The organism is Streptomyces glaucescens (assembly GCF_002154375.1).
Taxonomy (GTDB): domain Bacteria; phylum Actinomycetota; class Actinomycetes; order Streptomycetales; family Streptomycetaceae; genus Streptomyces; species Streptomyces glaucescens.
Map to the genome: position 1 here is coordinate 1 of NZ_MUND01000321.1, position 17883 is coordinate 17883.

General features: G+C 71.0%; 15 protein-coding genes. 8 read left to right on the forward strand and 7 right to left on the reverse strand.

The window, feature by feature from the left end:
• The 3 genes from glmS to CCN42_RS21270 form a co-directional block, all read right to left on the reverse strand.
• Positions 1-1811, reverse strand: a 1811-nt coding sequence (gene glmS, locus CCN42_RS21260) for a glutamine--fructose-6-phosphate transaminase (isomerizing) (protein ID WP_086737912.1), incomplete at its 3' end; no start/stop codon positions are given.
• 97 nt (positions 1812-1908) lie between these two features.
• Positions 1909-2718 (reverse strand): ABC transporter permease, encoded by an 810-nt coding sequence (locus CCN42_RS21265; RefSeq protein WP_086167787.1) that lies wholly within the window; start codon positions 2716-2718, stop codon positions 1909-1911.
• Positions 2715-3725, reverse strand: a complete 1011-nt coding sequence (locus CCN42_RS21270; RefSeq protein ID WP_086737882.1) for an ATP-binding cassette domain-containing protein — start codon at positions 3723-3725, stop codon at positions 2715-2717. The genes CCN42_RS21265 and CCN42_RS21270 overlap by 4 nt, the downstream gene beginning before the upstream one ends.
• Before the next feature lie 201 nt (positions 3726-3926).
• Here CCN42_RS21270 and coaA point away from each other — a divergent pair, with 201 nt between their 5' ends.
• Together coaA and CCN42_RS21280 are read left to right on the forward strand one after the other, a co-directional pair.
• The gene (gene coaA, locus CCN42_RS21275) at positions 3927-4895 is read left to right on the forward strand and encodes a type I pantothenate kinase (protein ID WP_169731497.1); all 969 of its coding nucleotides are present in this window, start codon (positions 3927-3929) and stop codon (positions 4893-4895) included.
• A 32-nt stretch (positions 4896-4927) separates the two neighbouring features.
• Positions 4928-5866 (forward strand): DUF389 domain-containing protein, encoded by a 939-nt coding sequence (locus tag CCN42_RS21280; protein WP_086737887.1) that lies wholly within the window; start codon positions 4928-4930, stop codon positions 5864-5866.
• Between the two features lie 88 nt (positions 5867-5954).
• Here CCN42_RS21280 and glmM read toward each other — a convergent pair whose 3' ends face one another.
• The 4 genes from glmM to CCN42_RS21300 form a co-directional block, all read right to left on the reverse strand.
• Positions 5955-7313, reverse strand: a complete 1359-nt coding sequence (gene glmM, locus CCN42_RS21285; protein ID WP_086737889.1) for a phosphoglucosamine mutase — start codon at positions 7311-7313, stop codon at positions 5955-5957.
• A gap of 234 nt (positions 7314-7547) precedes the next feature.
• Positions 7548-8060, reverse strand: coding sequence for a 30S ribosomal protein S9 (gene rpsI, locus CCN42_RS21290; RefSeq protein ID WP_086167791.1), 513 nt, complete (start codon positions 8058-8060; stop codon positions 7548-7550).
• Between the two features lie 42 nt (positions 8061-8102).
• The gene (rplM, locus tag CCN42_RS21295) at positions 8103-8546 is read right to left on the reverse strand and encodes a 50S ribosomal protein L13 (protein WP_086737897.1); all 444 of its coding nucleotides are present in this window, start codon (positions 8544-8546) and stop codon (positions 8103-8105) included.
• Positions 8547-8795: 249 nt separating this feature from the next.
• On the reverse strand, positions 8796-10013 hold the full coding sequence (locus CCN42_RS21300) for a glycosyltransferase 87 family protein (RefSeq protein WP_086737899.1): 1218 nt from the start codon (positions 10011-10013) through the stop codon (positions 8796-8798).
• A gap of 74 nt (positions 10014-10087) precedes the next feature.
• Between CCN42_RS21300 and CCN42_RS21305 the strand changes: the two genes are divergently transcribed.
• The 6 genes from CCN42_RS21305 to CCN42_RS21330 all read left to right on the forward strand — a co-directional run.
• Positions 10088-10975 carry a hypothetical protein gene (locus tag CCN42_RS21305; protein WP_086737901.1) on the forward strand — a complete coding sequence of 296 codons (888 nt, stop codon included), beginning with the start codon at positions 10088-10090 and terminating at the stop codon, positions 10973-10975.
• 48 nt (positions 10976-11023) lie between these two features.
• Positions 11024-12379, forward strand: coding sequence for a glycosyl hydrolase (locus tag CCN42_RS21310; RefSeq protein ID WP_143661977.1), 1356 nt, complete (start codon positions 11024-11026; stop codon positions 12377-12379).
• Positions 12380-12635: 256 nt separating this feature from the next.
• The gene (locus CCN42_RS21315) at positions 12636-14087 is read left to right on the forward strand and encodes a glycosyltransferase family 2 protein (protein WP_086737905.1); all 1452 of its coding nucleotides are present in this window, start codon (positions 12636-12638) and stop codon (positions 14085-14087) included.
• Positions 14088-14108: 21 nt separating this feature from the next.
• A complete protein-coding gene (locus CCN42_RS21320) occupies positions 14109-15341 on the forward strand; it encodes a glycoside hydrolase family 113 (protein WP_086737907.1) in 1233 nt (410 codons plus the stop codon).
• A gap of 15 nt (positions 15342-15356) precedes the next feature.
• The gene (gene manB / locus CCN42_RS21325; RefSeq protein ID WP_086737909.1) at positions 15357-16454 is read left to right on the forward strand and encodes a mannose-1-phosphate guanylyltransferase; all 1098 of its coding nucleotides are present in this window, start codon (positions 15357-15359) and stop codon (positions 16452-16454) included.
• Positions 16455-16468: 14 nt separating this feature from the next.
• A partial coding sequence (locus CCN42_RS21330; RefSeq protein WP_086737910.1) for an acyltransferase family protein occupies positions 16469-17883 on the forward strand: 1415 nt, incomplete at its 3' end.

Sequence of the window (17883 nt, forward strand, 5' to 3'; positions counted from 1 at the left end):
TGGTCCACCTCGTTGCCGCGGGCCGTCGCCAGCTCGCAGGCGAAGACCTGGAGCGGCACCGTGGCGACCAGCGGCTGGAGCAGGGTGGGGGTGGCGGGCACGCTGATGAGGTGGTCGGCGTACGGCACGACCGCCTCGTCGCCCTCCTCCGCGATCACGATGGTGCGGGCGCCCCGGGCGCGGATCTCCTGGATGTTGGAGACGATCTTGTCGTGCAGCACGGACCGGCCGCGCGGCGACGGCACGACCACCACCACCGGCAGGTCCTCCTCGATCAGCGCGATCGGCCCGTGCTTCAGCTCGCCCGCCGCGAAGCCCTCGGCGTGCATGTAGGCGAGTTCCTTGAGCTTGAGCGCGCCCTCCAGGGCCACCGGGTAGCCGACGTGACGGCCCAGGAACAGCACGGTGTCCTTGTGCGCGAGGCCGCGCGCCAGCTCCCGCACCGGCTCCATGGTCTCCAGCACCCGCTCGACCTCACCGGCGATCTTGGACAGCTCACGGATGACGTCCCGGATCTCGTCGCCCCACTTGGTGCCGCGCACCTGGCCCAGGTAGAGGGCGACCAGGTAACAGGCGACCAGCTGGGTGAGGAACGCCTTCGTGGAGGCGACGGCGACCTCGGGCCCGGCGTGCGTGTAGAGCACCGCGTCCGACTCGCGCGGGATCGTCGAGCCGTTGGTGTTGCAGATCGCCAGCACCTTGGAGCCCTGCTCGCGGGCGTGCCGCAGGGCCATCAGGGTGTCCATGGTCTCGCCGGACTGGGAGATGGCGATGACCAGCGTCTGCGGGTCGAGGATCGGGTCGCGGTAGCGGAACTCGCTGGCCAGCTCCACCTCGCAGGGGATCCGCGTCCAGTGCTCGATGGCGTACTTGGCGATCAGCCCGGCGTGGAAGGCCGTACCGCACGCCACGATGACGACCTTGTCGACCTCGCGCAGCACGTTCGGCGGGATGCGCACCTCGTCCAGCGTGAGCGATCCGGAGGCGTCGATCCGGCCGAGCAGGGTGTCGGCGACCGCCTTGGGCTGCTCGGCGATCTCCTTGAGCATGAAGTAGTCGTAGCCGCCCTTCTCGGCGGCCGAGGCGTCCCAGTCGACGTGGTAGGCGCGCACGTCGGCGGGGCGGCCGTCGAAACCGGTGACGGTCACGCCGTCCCGGCGCAGCTCGACCACCTGGTCCTGGCCGAGTTCGATCGCGTCGCGGGTGTGGGCGATGAACGCGGCGACGTCCGAGGCGAGGAAGGCCTCGTCCTCGCCGACGCCGACGACGAGCGGGGAGTTGCGGCGCGCGCCGACCACCACGTCCGGCTCGTCGGCGTGCACGGCGACCAGGGTGAACGCGCCCTCCAGCCGCCGGGACACCAGCCGCATCGCCTCGGCGAGGTCCGCGCAGGAGGAGAACTCCTCGGCGAGCAGGTGGGCCACGACCTCGGTGTCGGTCTCGGAGGTCAGCTCGTGCCCGCGCTCGGTCAGTTCGGCGCGCAGCGCGGCGAAGTTCTCGATGATGCCGTTGTGGACGACGGCGACCCGGCCCGCGTTGTCCAGGTGCGGGTGGGCGTTGGTGTCGGTCGGGCCGCCGTGGGTGGCCCAGCGGGTGTGCCCGATGCCGGTGGTGCCGGCCGGCAGGGGCCGGGCTCCCAGTTCCTTCTCCAGGTTGACCAGCTTCCCGGCCCGCTTGGCGGCGGCGAGCCCGCCGTCCGCGAGCACGGCGACGCCTGCCGAGTCGTATCCCCGGTACTCCAGCCGCTTCAGCCCGGCCATCACGACATCGAGCGCCGACTGCGACCCCACGTATCCCACGATTCCGCACATGAGCGGCAGCCTACGGTCGTTCCGCGCTCCGAACCCGCCGCCGCGTGCCCGAATTCGGAAATTCCCACCGGGGTACGAGCCCGCGGACGGCCCCTTCTCAGGCCTTGGCCCGGTACGAGCGCATCGCCAGCGGATAGAAGACCAGCGCGATCCCCGCCGCCCAGACCAGCGACCACAGCACCGGCTCCGCCACCGCCCCGCCGAGCAGCAGCCCGCGGAACGCGTCGGACAGGTGGGTCACCGGATTCACGTCGCTCCACGCCTGGAGCCACCCCGGCATGGTGTCCACGATGACGAACGCGCTGCTGGTGAAGGTGATCGGGAAGATCAGCGTGAACGCGAACGCCTGCACCTTCTCCGCGTCCCCGGCGAGCATCCCGATCAGCACCGCGATCCACGACACGGCCGCGGCGAACACCACCAGCAGCACCACCCCGAGCAGGAACCCGCCGAAACCGCCGGTGATCCGGAAGCCGAGCAGCAGCCCGAGGCCGAGCATCAGCAGCATCGCCCACACGTGCTTGGCGAGATCCGCGGTGATCCGCCCGACCAGCGGCGCGGAACGGGCGATCGGCAGGCTGCGCAGCCGGTCGAAGACGCCCTTGGTGAGGTCGGTGTTGAGGGCCATCGCCGTGTACATCGTCATGAACAGGGTGTTCTGCACGATGATCCCGGGCAGCGCGTACTTCAGGTACGCCTCCGGGGAGCCGGCCATCTGGCCGCCCAGCACATAGGTGAAGAGGAACACGAACATGATCGGCGTGATGCTGTAGTCGACCAGTTCGAGCGGGTTGTGCTTGACGGCGACCAGGCTGCGCCAGGCCATCGTGAAGGTCTGCCGCACCCCGGCCAGGGGCGGCACCCGGCCCGAGGCGCCGATCGGTGCGGTGACGGTGCCGGCGGTCATGGCCGCATCACCGCCTTCCGCGGCTCGTTCTCTTCCTCCTGGACGGCGGCGCCGCCGTCGCCCTCGGGCGCGCCGGGCTCGGCACGGTGACCGGTGAGGGCGAGGAAGACCTCGTCGAGGGAGGAGCGGCGCAGTGCCAGCTCCCCCACCGCGATGCCCTCCCGGTCCAGCGCGCGCACCACGGCCGGCATCAGCTCAACGTCCTTCACCGGCGCGGTGACCGTCTCGCCCTCGATCCGGGCCTGCGGTCCGGCGGCCCCCGCCACCAGGGCGTAGGCCCGCGTCAGGTCCCGGCCGAGGATCGGGCGGAGCTCCAGCACCTGCCCGCCGACCTGCGACTTCAGCTGGTCGGGGGTGCCCTCGGCGATCACCCGGCCCTTGTCGATCACCACGATGTCGTCGGCGAGCACATCGGCCTCGTTCAGATACTGCGTGGTCAGCAGGGCCGTCGCCCCGTCCGCGACCAGAGCGCGCAGCATGCCCCACAGCTCTCCGCGGCTGTGCGGATCGAGGCCGGTGGTGGGCTCGTCGAGGAAGAGGATGCTGGGCCGGCCCACGAGACTGGCCGCGAGGTCCAGGCGGCGGCGCATCCCGCCCGAGAAGGTCTTCACGGCCCGCCCGGCCGCGGGCGTGAGCCCGAAGCGCTCCAGCAGCTCCGCGGCCCGAGCCTTGGCCGCCCGCCGCGACAGCCCCAGCAGACGGCCGATGAGCAGCAGGTTCTCCGTGCCGGTCAGGTTCTCGTCGACCGCGGCGTACTGCCCGGTCAGGCCGACCGCGGCGCGCACCACCCCGGCCTCCCGGACCACGTCGTGCCCCGCCACCCGGGCGGTGCCGGCGTCCGGGCGCAGCAGGGTCGCGAAGATCCGCACCGCGGTGGTCTTCCCGGCGCCGTTGGGGCCCAGCAGTCCGAGCACCGAGCCCTTGCGGGCCGCCAGATCGACACCGGCCAGCGCCTCCGTATCCCTGAACCGCTTGACCAGGCCTTCCGCCTCTATCGCATACGTCATGGGTCACCCCTCGGGGTCGGTGGACCCGGCCGAGCCCACCCTTCCCACAACTGTGACGCACGCCACTGACATTCCCCCGTTCGTCCGTTTCCTCCCGGTCTCGCCGCCCCGTGAGGGCCCCCGTTCGCCGCGTGACGGATCCCACCCCGCCGTCCGTTCGTACTCCCGTAACAATGGACTGTGATCTCCCCGGTCTCCCCGATGCCCCGGAGCGCCCACCGGCCCCGCCCGGAGGCGACTCCCTACGTCGACCTCACCCGCGCCGAGTGGAGCGCGCTGCGCGACAAGACGCCGCTGCCGCTCACCGCCGAGGAGGTCGAGAAGCTGCGCGGCCTCGGCGACGTCATCGACCTCGACGAGGTGCGGGACATCTACCTCCCGCTGTCCCGGCTGCTCAACCTCTACGTCGGCGCCACCGACGGCCTGCGCGGCGCGCTCAACACCTTCCTCGGCGAGCAGGGCTCCCAGTCGGGCACCCCCTTCGTCATAGGGGTCGCCGGATCGGTCGCTGTCGGCAAGTCCACCGTCGCCCGCCTGCTCCAGGCGCTGCTCTCCCGCTGGCCGGAGCACCCCCGCGTCGAACTGGTCACCACGGACGGCTTCCTGCTGCCCACCCAGGAACTCCAGGCCCGCGGCCTGATGTCCCGCAAGGGCTTCCCGGAGTCCTACGACCGCCGCGCCCTGACCCGCTTCGTCGCCGACATCAAGGCCGGGAAGGACGAGGTCACCGCCCCCGTCTACTCCCACCTCATCTACGACATCGTGCCCGGCGAACGGCTCGTCGTCCGCCGCCCCGACATCCTGATCGTGGAGGGCCTGAACGTCCTCCAGCCCGCCCTGCCCGGCAAGGACGGCCGCACCCGGGTCGGCCTCGCCGACTACTTCGACTTCAGCGTGTACGTCGACGCCCGCGCCGAGGACATCGAGCGCTGGTACCTCAACCGGTTCCGCAAGCTGCGCGCCACCGCCTTCCAGAACCCCTCCTCCTACTTCCGCAGGTACACCCAGGTGTCGGAGGAGGAGGCCCTGGACTACGCCCGCACGATGTGGCGCACCATCAACAAGCCCAACCTGGTGGAGAACATCGCCCCCACCCGGGGCCGCGCCACCCTGGTCCTGCGCAAGGGCCCGGACCACACGGTGCAGCGCCTGAGCCTGCGCAAGCTGTAGGGCCGTCAGACGGCGCCTGCTAGAAAGGCGCCATGCTGCATCTGCGCCTGATCACCCCGGCCGGGAAGACCGACGCCGTGGTCCGCCTGATCGAGAACACGGTCGGCACGACCCACCTGGTCGTGGTGCCGGGCGCCGCCCGCGCCCCCGCCGGGGACGTCGTGATGTGCGACGTCGCCCGGGAGGCGGCGGACGAACTCATCGAGGACCTGCGGGCCTTCGACCTCGACGAGTGCGGCTCGATCTCGGCCGAGAACATCGACCTCACCCTGTCCAGGCACGCCGAGGAGGCGGAGCGGGCGGCACCCGGTGAGGCCGCCGACGCGGTCGTGTGGGACCAGCTCGCGGAGGCGACGCACGAGGAGTCGACGCTCTCCGTCACCTATCTCGCGTTCATCACCCTGGCCACGATGATCGCGGCCTGCGGTGTGGTCCTCGACAACGCGATCCTGATCGTGGGCGCGATGGCGGTAGGGCCGGAGTTCGGCCCGCTGGCCGGATTCTGCACGGCCCTCGTCCAGCGCCGGTCCCGGCTGGCCCTGCGCTCCCTGATCGCGCTGCTGGCCGGCTTCGCCGTGGCGATGCTGGTCACGGTCGGCTTCAGCTACTTCATGGACGCGGTCGACCTGTTCACCGCCGAAGCCCTGCAGTCCGACCGCCCCAACACCAACTTCATCTACCGCCCCGACTGGTTCTCCTTCGTCGTGGCGGTCCTGGCGGGCTGCGCCGGCACCCTCTCGCTGACCTCGGCGAAGTCCGGTGCCCTGGTCGGCGTCGCCATCTCGGTCACCACGGTCCCGGCCGCCGCCAACGCGGCGGTCGCCTTCAGCTACGGCGCCTACCGCCAGGCCTGGGGCTCCACGGAACAACTCCTGCTGAACCTGCTGGGCATCGTCCTGGCCGGCACCCTGACCCTCCTGGCCCAGAAGGCGCTGTGGTCGAGGAAACCGCGCACGTCGAGCACGCGGTAACGGAAGAAGGGGCGCGGGGAGCCGCGCGACAGGCCGCGAACAGCCCGCGTCGCACAGCACCCCACGCCCCGGCCTCGGAGCCGGAGAACTACCCCAGCGCCGACTTCACGGCATCGGCCAGCCGCCCCGCCACGGACCGGGCCTGCTCGATGTCCGCCGCTTCCACCATCACCCGGACCAGCGGCTCGGTCCCGGAGGGCCGCAGCAGCACCCGGCCGGTGGCCCCCAGTTCCCGCTCCGCCTCGGCGACGGCGGCCGCCAGATCGGCCGAGGTCGACACCCGCGACTTGTCCACGTCGGGCACATTGATCAGCACCTGCGGGAGCCGCTCCATCACGGACGCCAGGTCCTGCAGCGACCGCCCGCTCTGCGCGACCCGGGCGGCCAGCAGCAACCCGGTCAGCGTGCCGTCACCGGTGGTCGCGTGGTCGAGGATGATCACGTGCCCGGACTGCTCGCCGCCGAGGGCGAAGCCGTGCTCCTTCATCTCCTCCAGCACGTACCGGTCGCCGACCGCGGTCTGCACGAGCCGGATGCCCTCGCGTTCCAGGGCGAGCTTGAAGCCCAGGTTGGACATCACGGTGGCGACGACGGTGTCGGAGCGCAGCACCGACCGCTCCCGCATGTCCAGCGCCAGCACGGCCAGGATCTGGTCGCCGTCGACCTCCGCGCCGGTGTGGTCCACGGCGAGGCAGCGGTCCGCGTCCCCGTCGTGCGCGATGCCGAAGTCCGCGCCGTGCTCCACGACGGCGGCCTTGAGCAGCCCGAGGTGGGTCGACCCGCACCCGTCGTTGATGTTCAGCCCGTCGGGTTCGGCGCCGATGGTGATCACCTCGGCACCGGCCCGCGCGAAGGCGTCCGGGGACACCCGGGAGGCCGCGCCGTGCGCCTCGTCGAGGACGATCTTCAGTCCGTCGAGCCGGTTCGGCAGCACGCTCAGCAGGTGCTCGACGTACTGGTCCGCGCCCTCCTCGTACGAGCGCACCCGGCCGACACCGGCCCCGGTCGGCCGGTCCCACGGCGCGCCGGTGCGGTGCTCCTCGTAGACCGACTCGATGCGGTCCTCGATGTCGTCGGGGAGTTTGTGGCCGCCCCGGGCGAAGAACTTGATCCCGTTGTCGGGCATGGCGTTGTGGCTGGCGGAGAGCATGACGCCCAGGTCGGCACGGAGCGCGCCGGTGAGATACGCCACCGCGGGGGTCGGCAGCACGCCGACGCGCAGCACGTCCACGCCCGCGCTGGCGAGGCCCGCGACCACGGCGGCCTCCAGGAACTCCCCGGACGCACGCGGGTCACGCCCGACCACAGCGGTCGGCCGATGGCCCTCGAAGGTGCCCGCCTCGGCCAGCACGTGGGCCGCCGCGACGGACAGTCCGAGCGCCATCTCGGCGGTCAGATCCGCGTTGGCGACACCGCGCACGCCGTCCGTGCCGAAGAGTCGTCCCACTTGTCCTCCTGAGGAAACTTCTGTTCCGGAAAGCCCCGCCGCTTGCGGCCCGGGCGGGTGTGCGAGGCGCGGCCTCCGTGAACCCGGGGCGGCACACACCGCGCCCGGTCATCCGATCACACAAGCCTTTGAGCGTCTTGTGCCGTTATACGCCTGTGGTGGTGAATAAACGAACGCCCCGGCGGCACAGTGGCGTGCCGCCGGGGCGTTCGGAGTACGAGCAGGCAGCTGTGATTAGCGCTTGCTGTACTGCGGAGCCTTGCGGGCCTTCTTCAGACCGGCCTTCTTGCGCTCGACCGCACGGTCGTCGCGCTTGAGGAAGCCGGCCTTCTTGAGCGGGCCGCGGTTGTTGTCGACGTCGGCCTCGTTCAGCGCACGGGCGACACCGAGACGGAGCGCACCGGCCTGACCGGAGACACCGCCACCGGAGATACGGGCGACGACGTCGTAACGGCCCTCGAGCTCCAGCACCTTGAAGGGCTCGTTGACTTCCTGCTGGTGCACCTTGTTCGGGAAGTACTCCTCGAGGGTGCGACCGTTGATCTTCCACTTGCCGGTGCCCGGAACGATCCGGACGCGGGCGATGGCCTCCTTGCGGCGGCCCAGGCCGGCGGCCGGCTGGGGGTCGCCGAAGCGGGAGGCCATGGACTCCGAGGTGTACTCGCCCTCGACGGGGACCTCGGACTCGGTGGTGTAGCTGTCGATGTCAAGCTCTTCGAGCGGCTGCTCGGCAGTGGTCTCGGCCACGATTCTCCTCAGATTCTGTTCAGTCTTAGGGGGTGGCCGGACTTACTGCGCGACCTGGGTGATCTCGTACGGCTGCGGCTGCTGCGCGCCGTGCGGGTGCTGGTCACCCTTGTAGACCTTCAGCTTCGAGAGCATCTGACGGCCCAGAGTGTTCTTGGGGAGCATGCCCTTGACGGCCTTCTCGATGGCCTTCTCGGGGTTCTTGTCGAGCAGCTCGTCGTAACGGACGGAGCGCAGACCACCCGGGTAGCCGGAGTGGCGGTACGCCATCTTCTGGGTCCGCTTGTTGCCGGAGAGGTGCACCTTGTCGGCGTTGATGATGATGACGAAGTCACCAGTGTCGACGTGCGGCGCGTAGATCGGCTTGTGCTTGCCCCGCAGAAGGGTGGCGGCGGTGCTGGCGAGACGGCCCAGGACAACGTCCTGAGCGTCGATGACGTGCCACTGGCGCGTCACATCGCCGGGCTTGGGGCTGTACGTACGCACGGTTCGTAGCCTTCGCTTCGAGTGAATGGTCCTAGACAAGGTCACCGAAACGATCACGACAGCCTTGACCGCACCGCGGTGACGCAAACCGCGTGCTGGTCGCTGGTCATCGGCCCGGTGGACCGGTGTAAGGGCCCGTCCCGTGAGAATGAGCAAGCCAATACACAACGAACATGCAGGATACCCGCGCCGACCCGGACGGGTCAAAACGCGGGATCACCGGGGTGAGAGCCCGGCATCCGCACCGTTTCAGGGTACGCGAGCCGCGCTGCCGCTCTGCTCGCGTCGCGGCCCGACGAAGCGGCCGGGGCTCCGCAGCGGCCCGCCGCGGGCGCAGTGCGCGGCGACGGTGGCGGCCAGGACACAGAGCGTGAGCGCGTCCTTGAAGGCGCGGCGGCGGGGCGGCTCCAGATAGGGCAGGGCCAGCGACGGCAGCTGCGGGGCCAGGGCCAGCCAGAACCAGGGCCGCCTGGCCACCGACCCGGCGTACGGCAGCCCGGCGAGCAGCAGCGGCAGCACGACCAGCAGGTAGTGGTCGTACGACGGCCGGGAGACCAGGAACGCGGCGAGCATCAGGGCCGCCGCGGTCTCCGGCAGCCGCAGCGGGCCCGGGTCGGCCCGCCGCCACCGGCGGTGGGCGCACAGCACCCCCGCCCCGGCCGCCGCCGCGGCGAGCAGCCCGGCCAGGCCCGGCGGCACCCCGAGGCGCGGCAGCACGGCGGCCGGGGAGGCCTCGTAGAGCCGCACGAAGGAGTCGTCGCCCTTCAGCAGGAACGGCAGGGTGCGGGTGAAGAAGGCCGCCGGGTCCGGCATCAGCAGGCCCGCCCCGGCCGAGGCCGCCGCCGGGACCAGGACGGTCGCGGCCAGCGCCCGCCACCGGCGGGCGAACAGGAACAGCAGCGCCATCGGCGCGAGCAGCGGCTTGAGGGCCACCGCCGCGCCGATCACCACCCCCGCCGCGGTCCACCGCCCGCGCCCCGCGAGCAGCAGCGCAAGCGGCAGGGCGAGGGCCGCGGTGACCGTCCAGTTGGCCAGCTGCACCAGGTGCGCGAACGGCGCGAACCCGGCCGCGAGCCCGGCCAGCCCCAGCGCGGCGAACCGGCTGCCCAGCGGCACCCGGTGCAGCCGCAGCGCGAGGGCCCAGGCCCCGGCCAGCAGGACGGTCACCGCCGGCGGCACCAGCAGCGGCAGCCACGACGGGGGCAGCAGGGCCTGCGGGGCCGCGGCGAGGACCGCGCTCGGCAGGTAGAGGAAGTGCGGATCGTCGTACGGGGAGCCGCCGGCCAGCCAGGTGCGGGCCGCGCGGACGACGATCGCGTTGTCCATACCGCCGTCCGGGCTGAACCGCGCCACCCGCACCGCCTGCGCGCCGGCCACGATCACCGGCACGGCCCACAGGTGCCAGGAGGCCGGCCGCACCAGCCACCCGGAAATATCGCCCTTCACAGGATTTTTGCCGGAATTCATGCACCGCACGCTAGGGGTTCCGGGGCCACCGGAGGCGGACCAGCACGCCGCCCGGCCCGTCTAAGATGCGCCCCATGAGCTTCGGGCAGGGGGGACCCCAGTCTCAGTGGGATCCCTGGACACCTCAATCGCAGCAGCAGTCCTTCAACAGCGGCGGTGACCAGTCCCCGGACTGGGCCGCGCTCGCCGAGGCCTCGGAGGCCCGCAACAAGCGGCGCCGGCTGCTGTTCGTGGGCGGCGGCGCGCTCGCCACCGTCGCCATCGGCACGGCCGTCGCGATGGCCGTCGTCTCGGCGAACGGCGACGGCGGGCAGGCGAACACCCAGACGTCCCAGCTGCCCGGCACCGCGGACATCCCCGGCACGTCCACCGCCGCGCCGCCGTCCTTCGCCCCGACCAGCGCCCCGCCGCCGCTGGACCCGCAGGACTTCGTCTCCAGCAAGGAGAAGGACACCGCCGCGCTGAGCCCGCAGATCCTCTTCCCGGGCACCCAGCTGACCATGGGCGACACGGTGTACAAGAAGGGCCCGACGGCCGACACCAAGAGCTGCGCGTCGGCAGCCCGGCAGACCCTCCCCACGGTGCTCACCGCCAACGACTGCACCCGGCTGCTGCGGGTCACCTACACCAAGGGCGGCATCGCGGTCACGGTCGGGGTGGCCGTATTCGACACCGCGGCGCAGGCCACGAGGACGAAGAACCAGGCCGACGACAAGAGCATCGTGAAGTCCCTCGACGGCGGCGGTGTGCAGCCCTTCTGCAACTCGGCCGTCTGCCGGACGACGACCAACTCCTTCGGCCGCTACGCCTACTTCACGATCGCCGGATTCACCGACGGCAAGGACGTCACCACCAAGGACACGGAGGTCTTCGCCACCGGCGACGACCTGGCGGAGTTCACCTTCCGTCAGATCCGCCGGCGCGGCGAGGCCCAGGCCTCCGCCGCCGCGGCCGAGGGATGAGACCCGCCGCCCGCCCGCTCCCCCGCCGGGGCGTGTGACGCGATGCGGATGCGCGGACGGCTCGGGCTGCTCGGCGCCGCGGCCGGTGCGGCACTGCTGCTGCCGGCCGGTGCAGGTCTCTGGCCGGACGGCGGCGAGAGCCCCGGCGAGGACGACGGGAAGGCCCGGTCCGTCCCCACCGACCTGCGGGCCCGGGACCCGAGGGCGACCGCCGCGGCCCGCCGGGTCTACGCCCTGCTGGCCGGCCTGGAGAACGACGCGCGCCAGGGCCGGCCGAGCCGCACGGTGATCGGCCAGCACGTGGAGCTGCACAACGAGCGGTACAACCCGCGCTACGGCGACGTCCGGGGCACCAAACCGCCGGGCTACTACTACCGCAAGGCCCGGGACATCACCGGCCGGCTGCCCGGCTTCGTGGAACTGGACCTGGGTCCGGGATACGGCCGGCCCGGCTGGGCGGTCGGCGCGTCCCGCCCGTACTCCCGCGCCTGGCCCGGCTGCGGCAAGGACTGGGGGTACGTCGACGACGCGGTCGACCTGGCCGTCGGTGTGTGGGCGGGCCTGCCCCGGCCGGCCGACGGCTCCCACCGCCCCTCCGGCGCCCACACGGACTGCGCCTCCGGCTCCGAGGCGTCCCTGCCGCACAACGGCGGCGGTCCGGCGGGCCTGGTCGGCTTCTCCTTCCACCAGCCCTACCCCGGCAGCCCCGTCAAGGGCTTCCCGCAGACCCTGCACCGCAACTCCCCGGGCGCCCGGGACCCCGGCTGGTTCGACCGTGTCGTCACCCCGGGCACCGCCGAGCACGGGGCACTCCTGTTCGACCTCGGCTTCCTCGCCGACCACCTGGGCTACCTCGCCGGCCGCGGGGTGCCGGTGCTGCTGCGGCCGTACCACGAGATGAACACCGCGCCGGGCCAGGGCTTCTGGTGGGCGGGCCAGGACCCGGCGGCCTTCCGGCGGCTGTGGCGGCTGACGTACGACTACCTGGTGGGCCGGCGCGGGCTGCACAACCTGCTCTTCGTGTGGGCGCCGAACTCCTGGGACGGTTCCTACGGGCGGGATCCGCACGCCTACCACCCGGGCGGGCGCCACGTCGACATCGTCGGCGTCGACGACTACAGCGGCTCCCCGGCCCGGCCGTTCGGCGGCGGGGCCTGGACCGAGGTCTGGTACCGCGGCCTGGAGCGGTACCTGCGGCCCCGGATCGTCTCCGAGTCCTTCCACGTGCCGCTCAACGCGGCCCAGCCGCGGACGCTGTCCCGGACGCCGTGGGTGCTGTGGACGGTGTGGGGACAGGCGCTGACGTACGACAACGTCTCCGAGCCCCGGCGGAAGAACACGACGGACGACGTGAAGCGGACGTACTACGCCTCTCAGGTGATCACGGAACAAGACTTCACCTGATTAACGTTCGAGCACATCTCCCTCACAGGTATTCCATACATCGCCCATACGTGCGACTATCAACTATCTGTTCGGCCAGAGGTTTTCGGGCGCCCGGGGGGGCTTCTGACTGGTGCGCTGGCCGACGACGCCAATGAAGGCGTTGGGGGCGCGGAAACCGAATGTGAAGGTGCCGCGGCGCGCTCTGGCGTGCCCTGGCTGAGATCTGTCGCTGCCTCAACGCAACAACCGATCTCACGGGAGTACCGCAGTCGTCATGGCTACGACACTGGTCGAGGGGGGCGCGCCGCACTCGCGGCACAGCGCCAAGCTGGCTAAGCGAACCGCCGCATGGAAGCCGGGCATCCTGGCATTCCTCGTCCCGCTGGTGGTCCTTCTCTTCTTCAGCCTCTGGTCCTACACACCCAGCGACTCACCGATCGCCTGGCTCATCACCATCGCCTGGGCCCTGCCCGTCCCGGGCGTCCTCGTGTCCGTCCAGGGCTTCCTGCTGATCCGCCGCCGGCTCCGCAAGGCCCACCTGATGACCCCGCCCGCCCCGGTGGAGCAGGACTTCCTCATCACGCTCGTGCCGACCATCGGCCGCCACGACACCTACCCGGCGCTGGAACGTTCCGTCCTGTCCTACGTGGAACACCTCCCCGAGTGGTTCCCGTACATGCGCGTGGACGTCCTCACCGAGGAGGGCTGCGAGGCCGCCGAACGCATCGACGCCCTCGCGGCGACCCACCCGCTGATCCGCGTGGTCACCGTCCCGAAGGCCTACGAGACGAAGAACGGCACCCGCTTCAAGGCCCGCGCCAACAACTACGCCCACGAACTGCGCATCGCGGAGGGCGAGGCCCTGGAGAACGTCTGGGTGCTGCACATGGACGACGACACCGGCGTCGGCCCCGACACCGCCGCGTCCCTCGCCCAGTTCATCAACCGCCAGCGCCGTGCCACCGCCGACGAGGTCAAGCACATGGCGCAGGGCATCCTGACGTACCCGCGGGAGAACGCGGTCAGCATGTTCACCTGGTTCGCCGACGCCATCCGGCCGGCGGACGACATCGCGCGGTTCCGCGCCTTCACCGGACTCGGCACCCCGGCCGCCGGTGTGCACGGTGAACTCCTCGTCGTCCGCGCCTCCATCGAGGCCGAGATCGGCTGGGACTTCGGCCCCAAGGAGATCGTCGAGGACGCCCGGCTCGCCCTCACCTTCTGCCGCCTCTACCCGGGCCGCAGCGACTGGTTCAACGGCCGCTGCTACGGCGCCTCCCCGGCCAACATGAAGGACTTCGTCAAGCAGCGCGAACGCTGGGCCTGGGGCCTGGTCGCCCTCTGCTGCAACCGCAAGGTCCCGTTCCGCTACCGCTGGTTCATGACCATCTGTGTCACCAGCTGGATCCTCGGCCCGCTCCAGCACGTCGGCGCCGTGCTGCTCATGGCCTGGATCATCAACGACATGAACACCTCGCCCGTGACCCAGTCGGTCGTGGTGCTCTGGTCGATCAGCTTCGCCTACGTCATCTGGGCGTACTGGGAAGGGCTGCGGCTCAACGCGATCGCCTCGGCGAACGGCAGGCGCAAGTGGTGGGAGCCCGTCGCGGTGCTGCTCCTGCTGCCCCTGTTCTCCCTCCTCGAAGGGCTCGGCGGATTCCGCGGACTCGTGAAGTTCGTCCGCCGCGAGGAGAACAAGTTCGTCGTCATCGCCAAGCCCGCCTGACCCGGAAGAGAACGACACCTCATGAAGCGCGCCCGCTTGCCCCTGCTCGCCGTGCTGCCCCTCACCGTCGTCTCCCTCGTGGTCGCGGTCCCCTTCGTCGCCGGTGACCACCCGGTGCGCTGGGAGTCGGGCTCACTCGTGCCGCACCTCGTCCTCGGCGACGAGGACACCGAGCGCCCGGGCACCTCCCCGGCCGAGGGCACCACCGGCCCGGACACCTCCGCCCAGGACCCGGTCGGCACCGCCAAGGTGGACAAGGTCTGGAAGGAAGGCATGCCCCAGTGGGGCATCCAGCTCTACTGGGAGGACAACCCCGAGCACTCGCTGGAGTACGTCGAGAAGCAGGCCCGGCTGCACTCCGACTACCTGGTCGGCCTGCACGCCAACTCCGTCAGCGTGAGCTTCCCCTTCTTCACCGGCCACCGCGGCTCCACGCAGATCAGCCGGGGTGACAAGACCCCCACCCCCGAACGCCTCGCCCGCGTCCTCGACATCTTCCACCAGGCCGGACTGCGCACCACCGTGCGTCCCCTCATGGACGAGACGTCCCTCGACACCAAAGACGGCGGCTGGCGCGGCAACATCGAGCCCGCCGACCGTGACGCCTGGTTCGACTCCTACGGCACCTTCCTGACGCCGTACCTGAAGGAGGCGGAGACGTCCCGCGCGGCGACCTTCGTCATCGGCACCGAGCTGAACTCCATGGAGGGCGACCCGCGCTGGGACGCCCTCGTGGGCGACGCCGAGAAACTGTTCGGCGGCGAGGTCGCCTACGACGCCAACTGGGACGCCTATGTGCGCGGCCCGGTCACCATGCCCGTCAACCACCTCGGCGTCGACGCCTACTTCCCCGTCGAGGTCGACGACGACGCGTCCGTCGAGACCCTCGTCGACGGCTGGAACACGTGGCTGGACAAGAAGGCCACCGGCAAGCTGCCGAAGATCACCATCGCCGAGGCCGGCATCGGCGCCATGGACGGCGCCTACCACGCCCCCGGCGACTTCTACACCAAGCGCGCCGTCAACCCCCGGGTGCAGGCGAACTGGTACACCGCCGTCTGCCAGGTCGTCCGGGAACGGCAGATGCGCGGCGTGTACTGGTGGTCGATCTACTTCGACGACGACCCGAACACCAAGCCCGACGACACGATCGCCTCCCGGCTCGACTTCGCCGGTCGCCCCCTCACCGAGAAGGCCATCACGTCCTGCTTCACCTCCGACTACGCGGGCCCCGGGGCCGACGCCGCGAGCTGACCGAGCGAGGCAATCATGCAAGAAGCCATCATCCTGGTGGGCGGCAAGGGAACTCGCCTGCGTCCGCTGACCAACCACACCCCGAAACCGCTGCTCAACGTCGCGGGCTCCTCCTTCATCCGGCACCAGATCGCCAAGCTGATGGACGCCGGCGTCGAGCACGTGGTGTTCGCCACCTCCTATCTCGCCACCCTGTTCGAGGAGGAGTTCAAGGACTTCACCCAGGACCTGGAGATCTCCTACGCCGTCGAACAGGTCCCGCTCGGCACCGGCGGAGCCATCCGCAACGCCGCGAACCTGCTGCGCGGCCCCGCGGACGCACCGGTCCTCGTCCTCAACGGCGACATCCTCTCCGGCCTCGACCTGCGTGACGTCCTCCGGCGGCACCGGGTCCGGGACGCGGACGTGACCCTGCACCTCACCCGGGTCGCCGACCCGCGCGCCTTCGGCCTCGTGCCGACCGACACGGACGGCAGGGTGCTCTCCTTCCTGGAGAAGCCCAAGACCGCCGAGGAGTGCGTCACCGACCAGATCAACGCCGGCTGCTACGTCTTCCGCCGCTCGGTGCTCGACACCATCCCGGCCGGACGCGAGGTCTCCGTCGAACAGGAGACCTTCCCGCGGCTGGTCGCCGAGGGGCGGCGCGTCCTCGGCCACACCACCGAGGACTACTGGCGCGACCTCGGCACCCCGCTGGCCTTCGTGCACGGCTCCGCCGACCTCGTCACCGGCACGGTCGCCTCGCCGCTGCTGGCGCGGCACGCGGAGAACCTGATCCACCCCACGGCCGCCGTCGACCCGACCGCCCGCGTCACGGGCGGCTCGACCATCGGCCCGCACGCCGTCATCGGCCCGCACGCGGTCGTCGACCGCTCCATCGTCGGCGGCAACGTCACCGTCGGCCGGGGCGCCCGCATCCACGAGTCCGTGGTGGACCACGACTCATCGATCGGCGGCGACTGCCTCCTGCGGCAGGCCGTGGTGGGCTGCCACACCCACGTCGGCGCCGACAACGAGCTGCCCGCCCAGCTGCGGCTGTCGTGCGGCATCCGCATCCCCGCCCACGGGGTTCGCGTCAGCGGTACGGCTGTCGCCTGCCCGACGGTCCACTGAAGCACTGGAGAACCGTGACCCGCCATCGCGCATCGGCCGCGCAGAACGAGCGTCTGCGCAAGTACCGGCCGGACATACAGGGCCTGCGTGCCGTCGCCATCATGATGGTCGTCAGCATGCACTGCGGCATCCTCGACATCCACGGCGGCGTGGACGTCAGCTTCGTGCTGAGCGGCTTCCTCATCGGCAGCCAGCTCCTGGCCGAGATCGACAAGACCGGCAAGGTGTCCCTGAGCAAGTTCTGGGCCCGCCGCTTCCGCAGGCTGGCGCCGGGCACCGCCATCACCGTCATCGCCACGGCCGTCCTGTCCTGGATCTTCGTCAGCCCGTTCCGCTTCCGCGAGTACATGTCCGACGGACTCGCCGCCTCGCTGAGCGTCATCAACTGGCGTCTCGCCGAGAACGGCACCGACTACTTCGCCAACGACGGCAGCCAGTCCCCGTACCAGCACTTCTGGTCGCTGGGCATCGAGGAACAGTTCTACGTCGTCGCCCCGCTCGTCCTGGTCGCCCTGGTCTGGCTCAGCCGCACCCTCTTCCGCAACCGGGTCCTGCTGGCCCTGTTCCTCGTGGCCGTGGTGGCCGGCTCGTTCTACGTCGGCTACACCACGACCACCACCAACCAGCCCCTCGCCTACTTCAGCACCCACACCCGCATCTGGGAGCTGGCGTTCGGCGTCCTGCTCGCCCTCAACGCGCCCCTGCTCTCCCGCATGAACACCGCGCTGGCGACGGTCCTGACCTGGCTGGGACTCGCGACCACCCTCGTCACCGCGATGCTCATCACCGAGCACACCCCGCTGCCCGGATACGCGGTCGCCGGCCCCCTGCTGGGCGCCGCGCTGATCATCGCCGGCGGCTGCGCGGCCCCCCGCCTCGGCGCGGAGAAAGTCCTCGACAACCCGGTCTTCAACTTCATCGGCAACATCAGCTACGGCTGGTACCTCTGGCACTGGCCGATCCTCATCCTCTGGCCGAGCATCATCGAGCGGGAGTTCACCTTCTCCGACCGGCTGCGGGTCGCCGTGGTCTCGTTCCTGCTGGCCATCGCCATGCACTACGTCGTCGAGAAGCGCTTCCGGGACAACGTGAAGCTCACCCTCAGCCCGTGGCGCGGCATCTTCACCGGCGGCGCGCTGACCAGCTCCGCCGTCGCCTGCTCGGCGCTCGCCCTGTACGTCGTGCCGCTCAACCTGCCGCTCGCCACCTCCGGAAGCAGCGCCGCCGCGCTCGGCTTCGCGGGCACCGACTCGGTGCGCGCGGCGGTCGCCCAGCGCACCGGTCCCGAGATCAGCGAGAGCGCGCTGCTGAAGGCACCCGACGACCGGGGCGACCACGGCTGCATCGACGACCTGCTCGTCACCGGCTACACCCAGCGGGACGAGTGCGTGATCGGCGACAAGGACGCGAGCAGGACCATGGTCCTGCT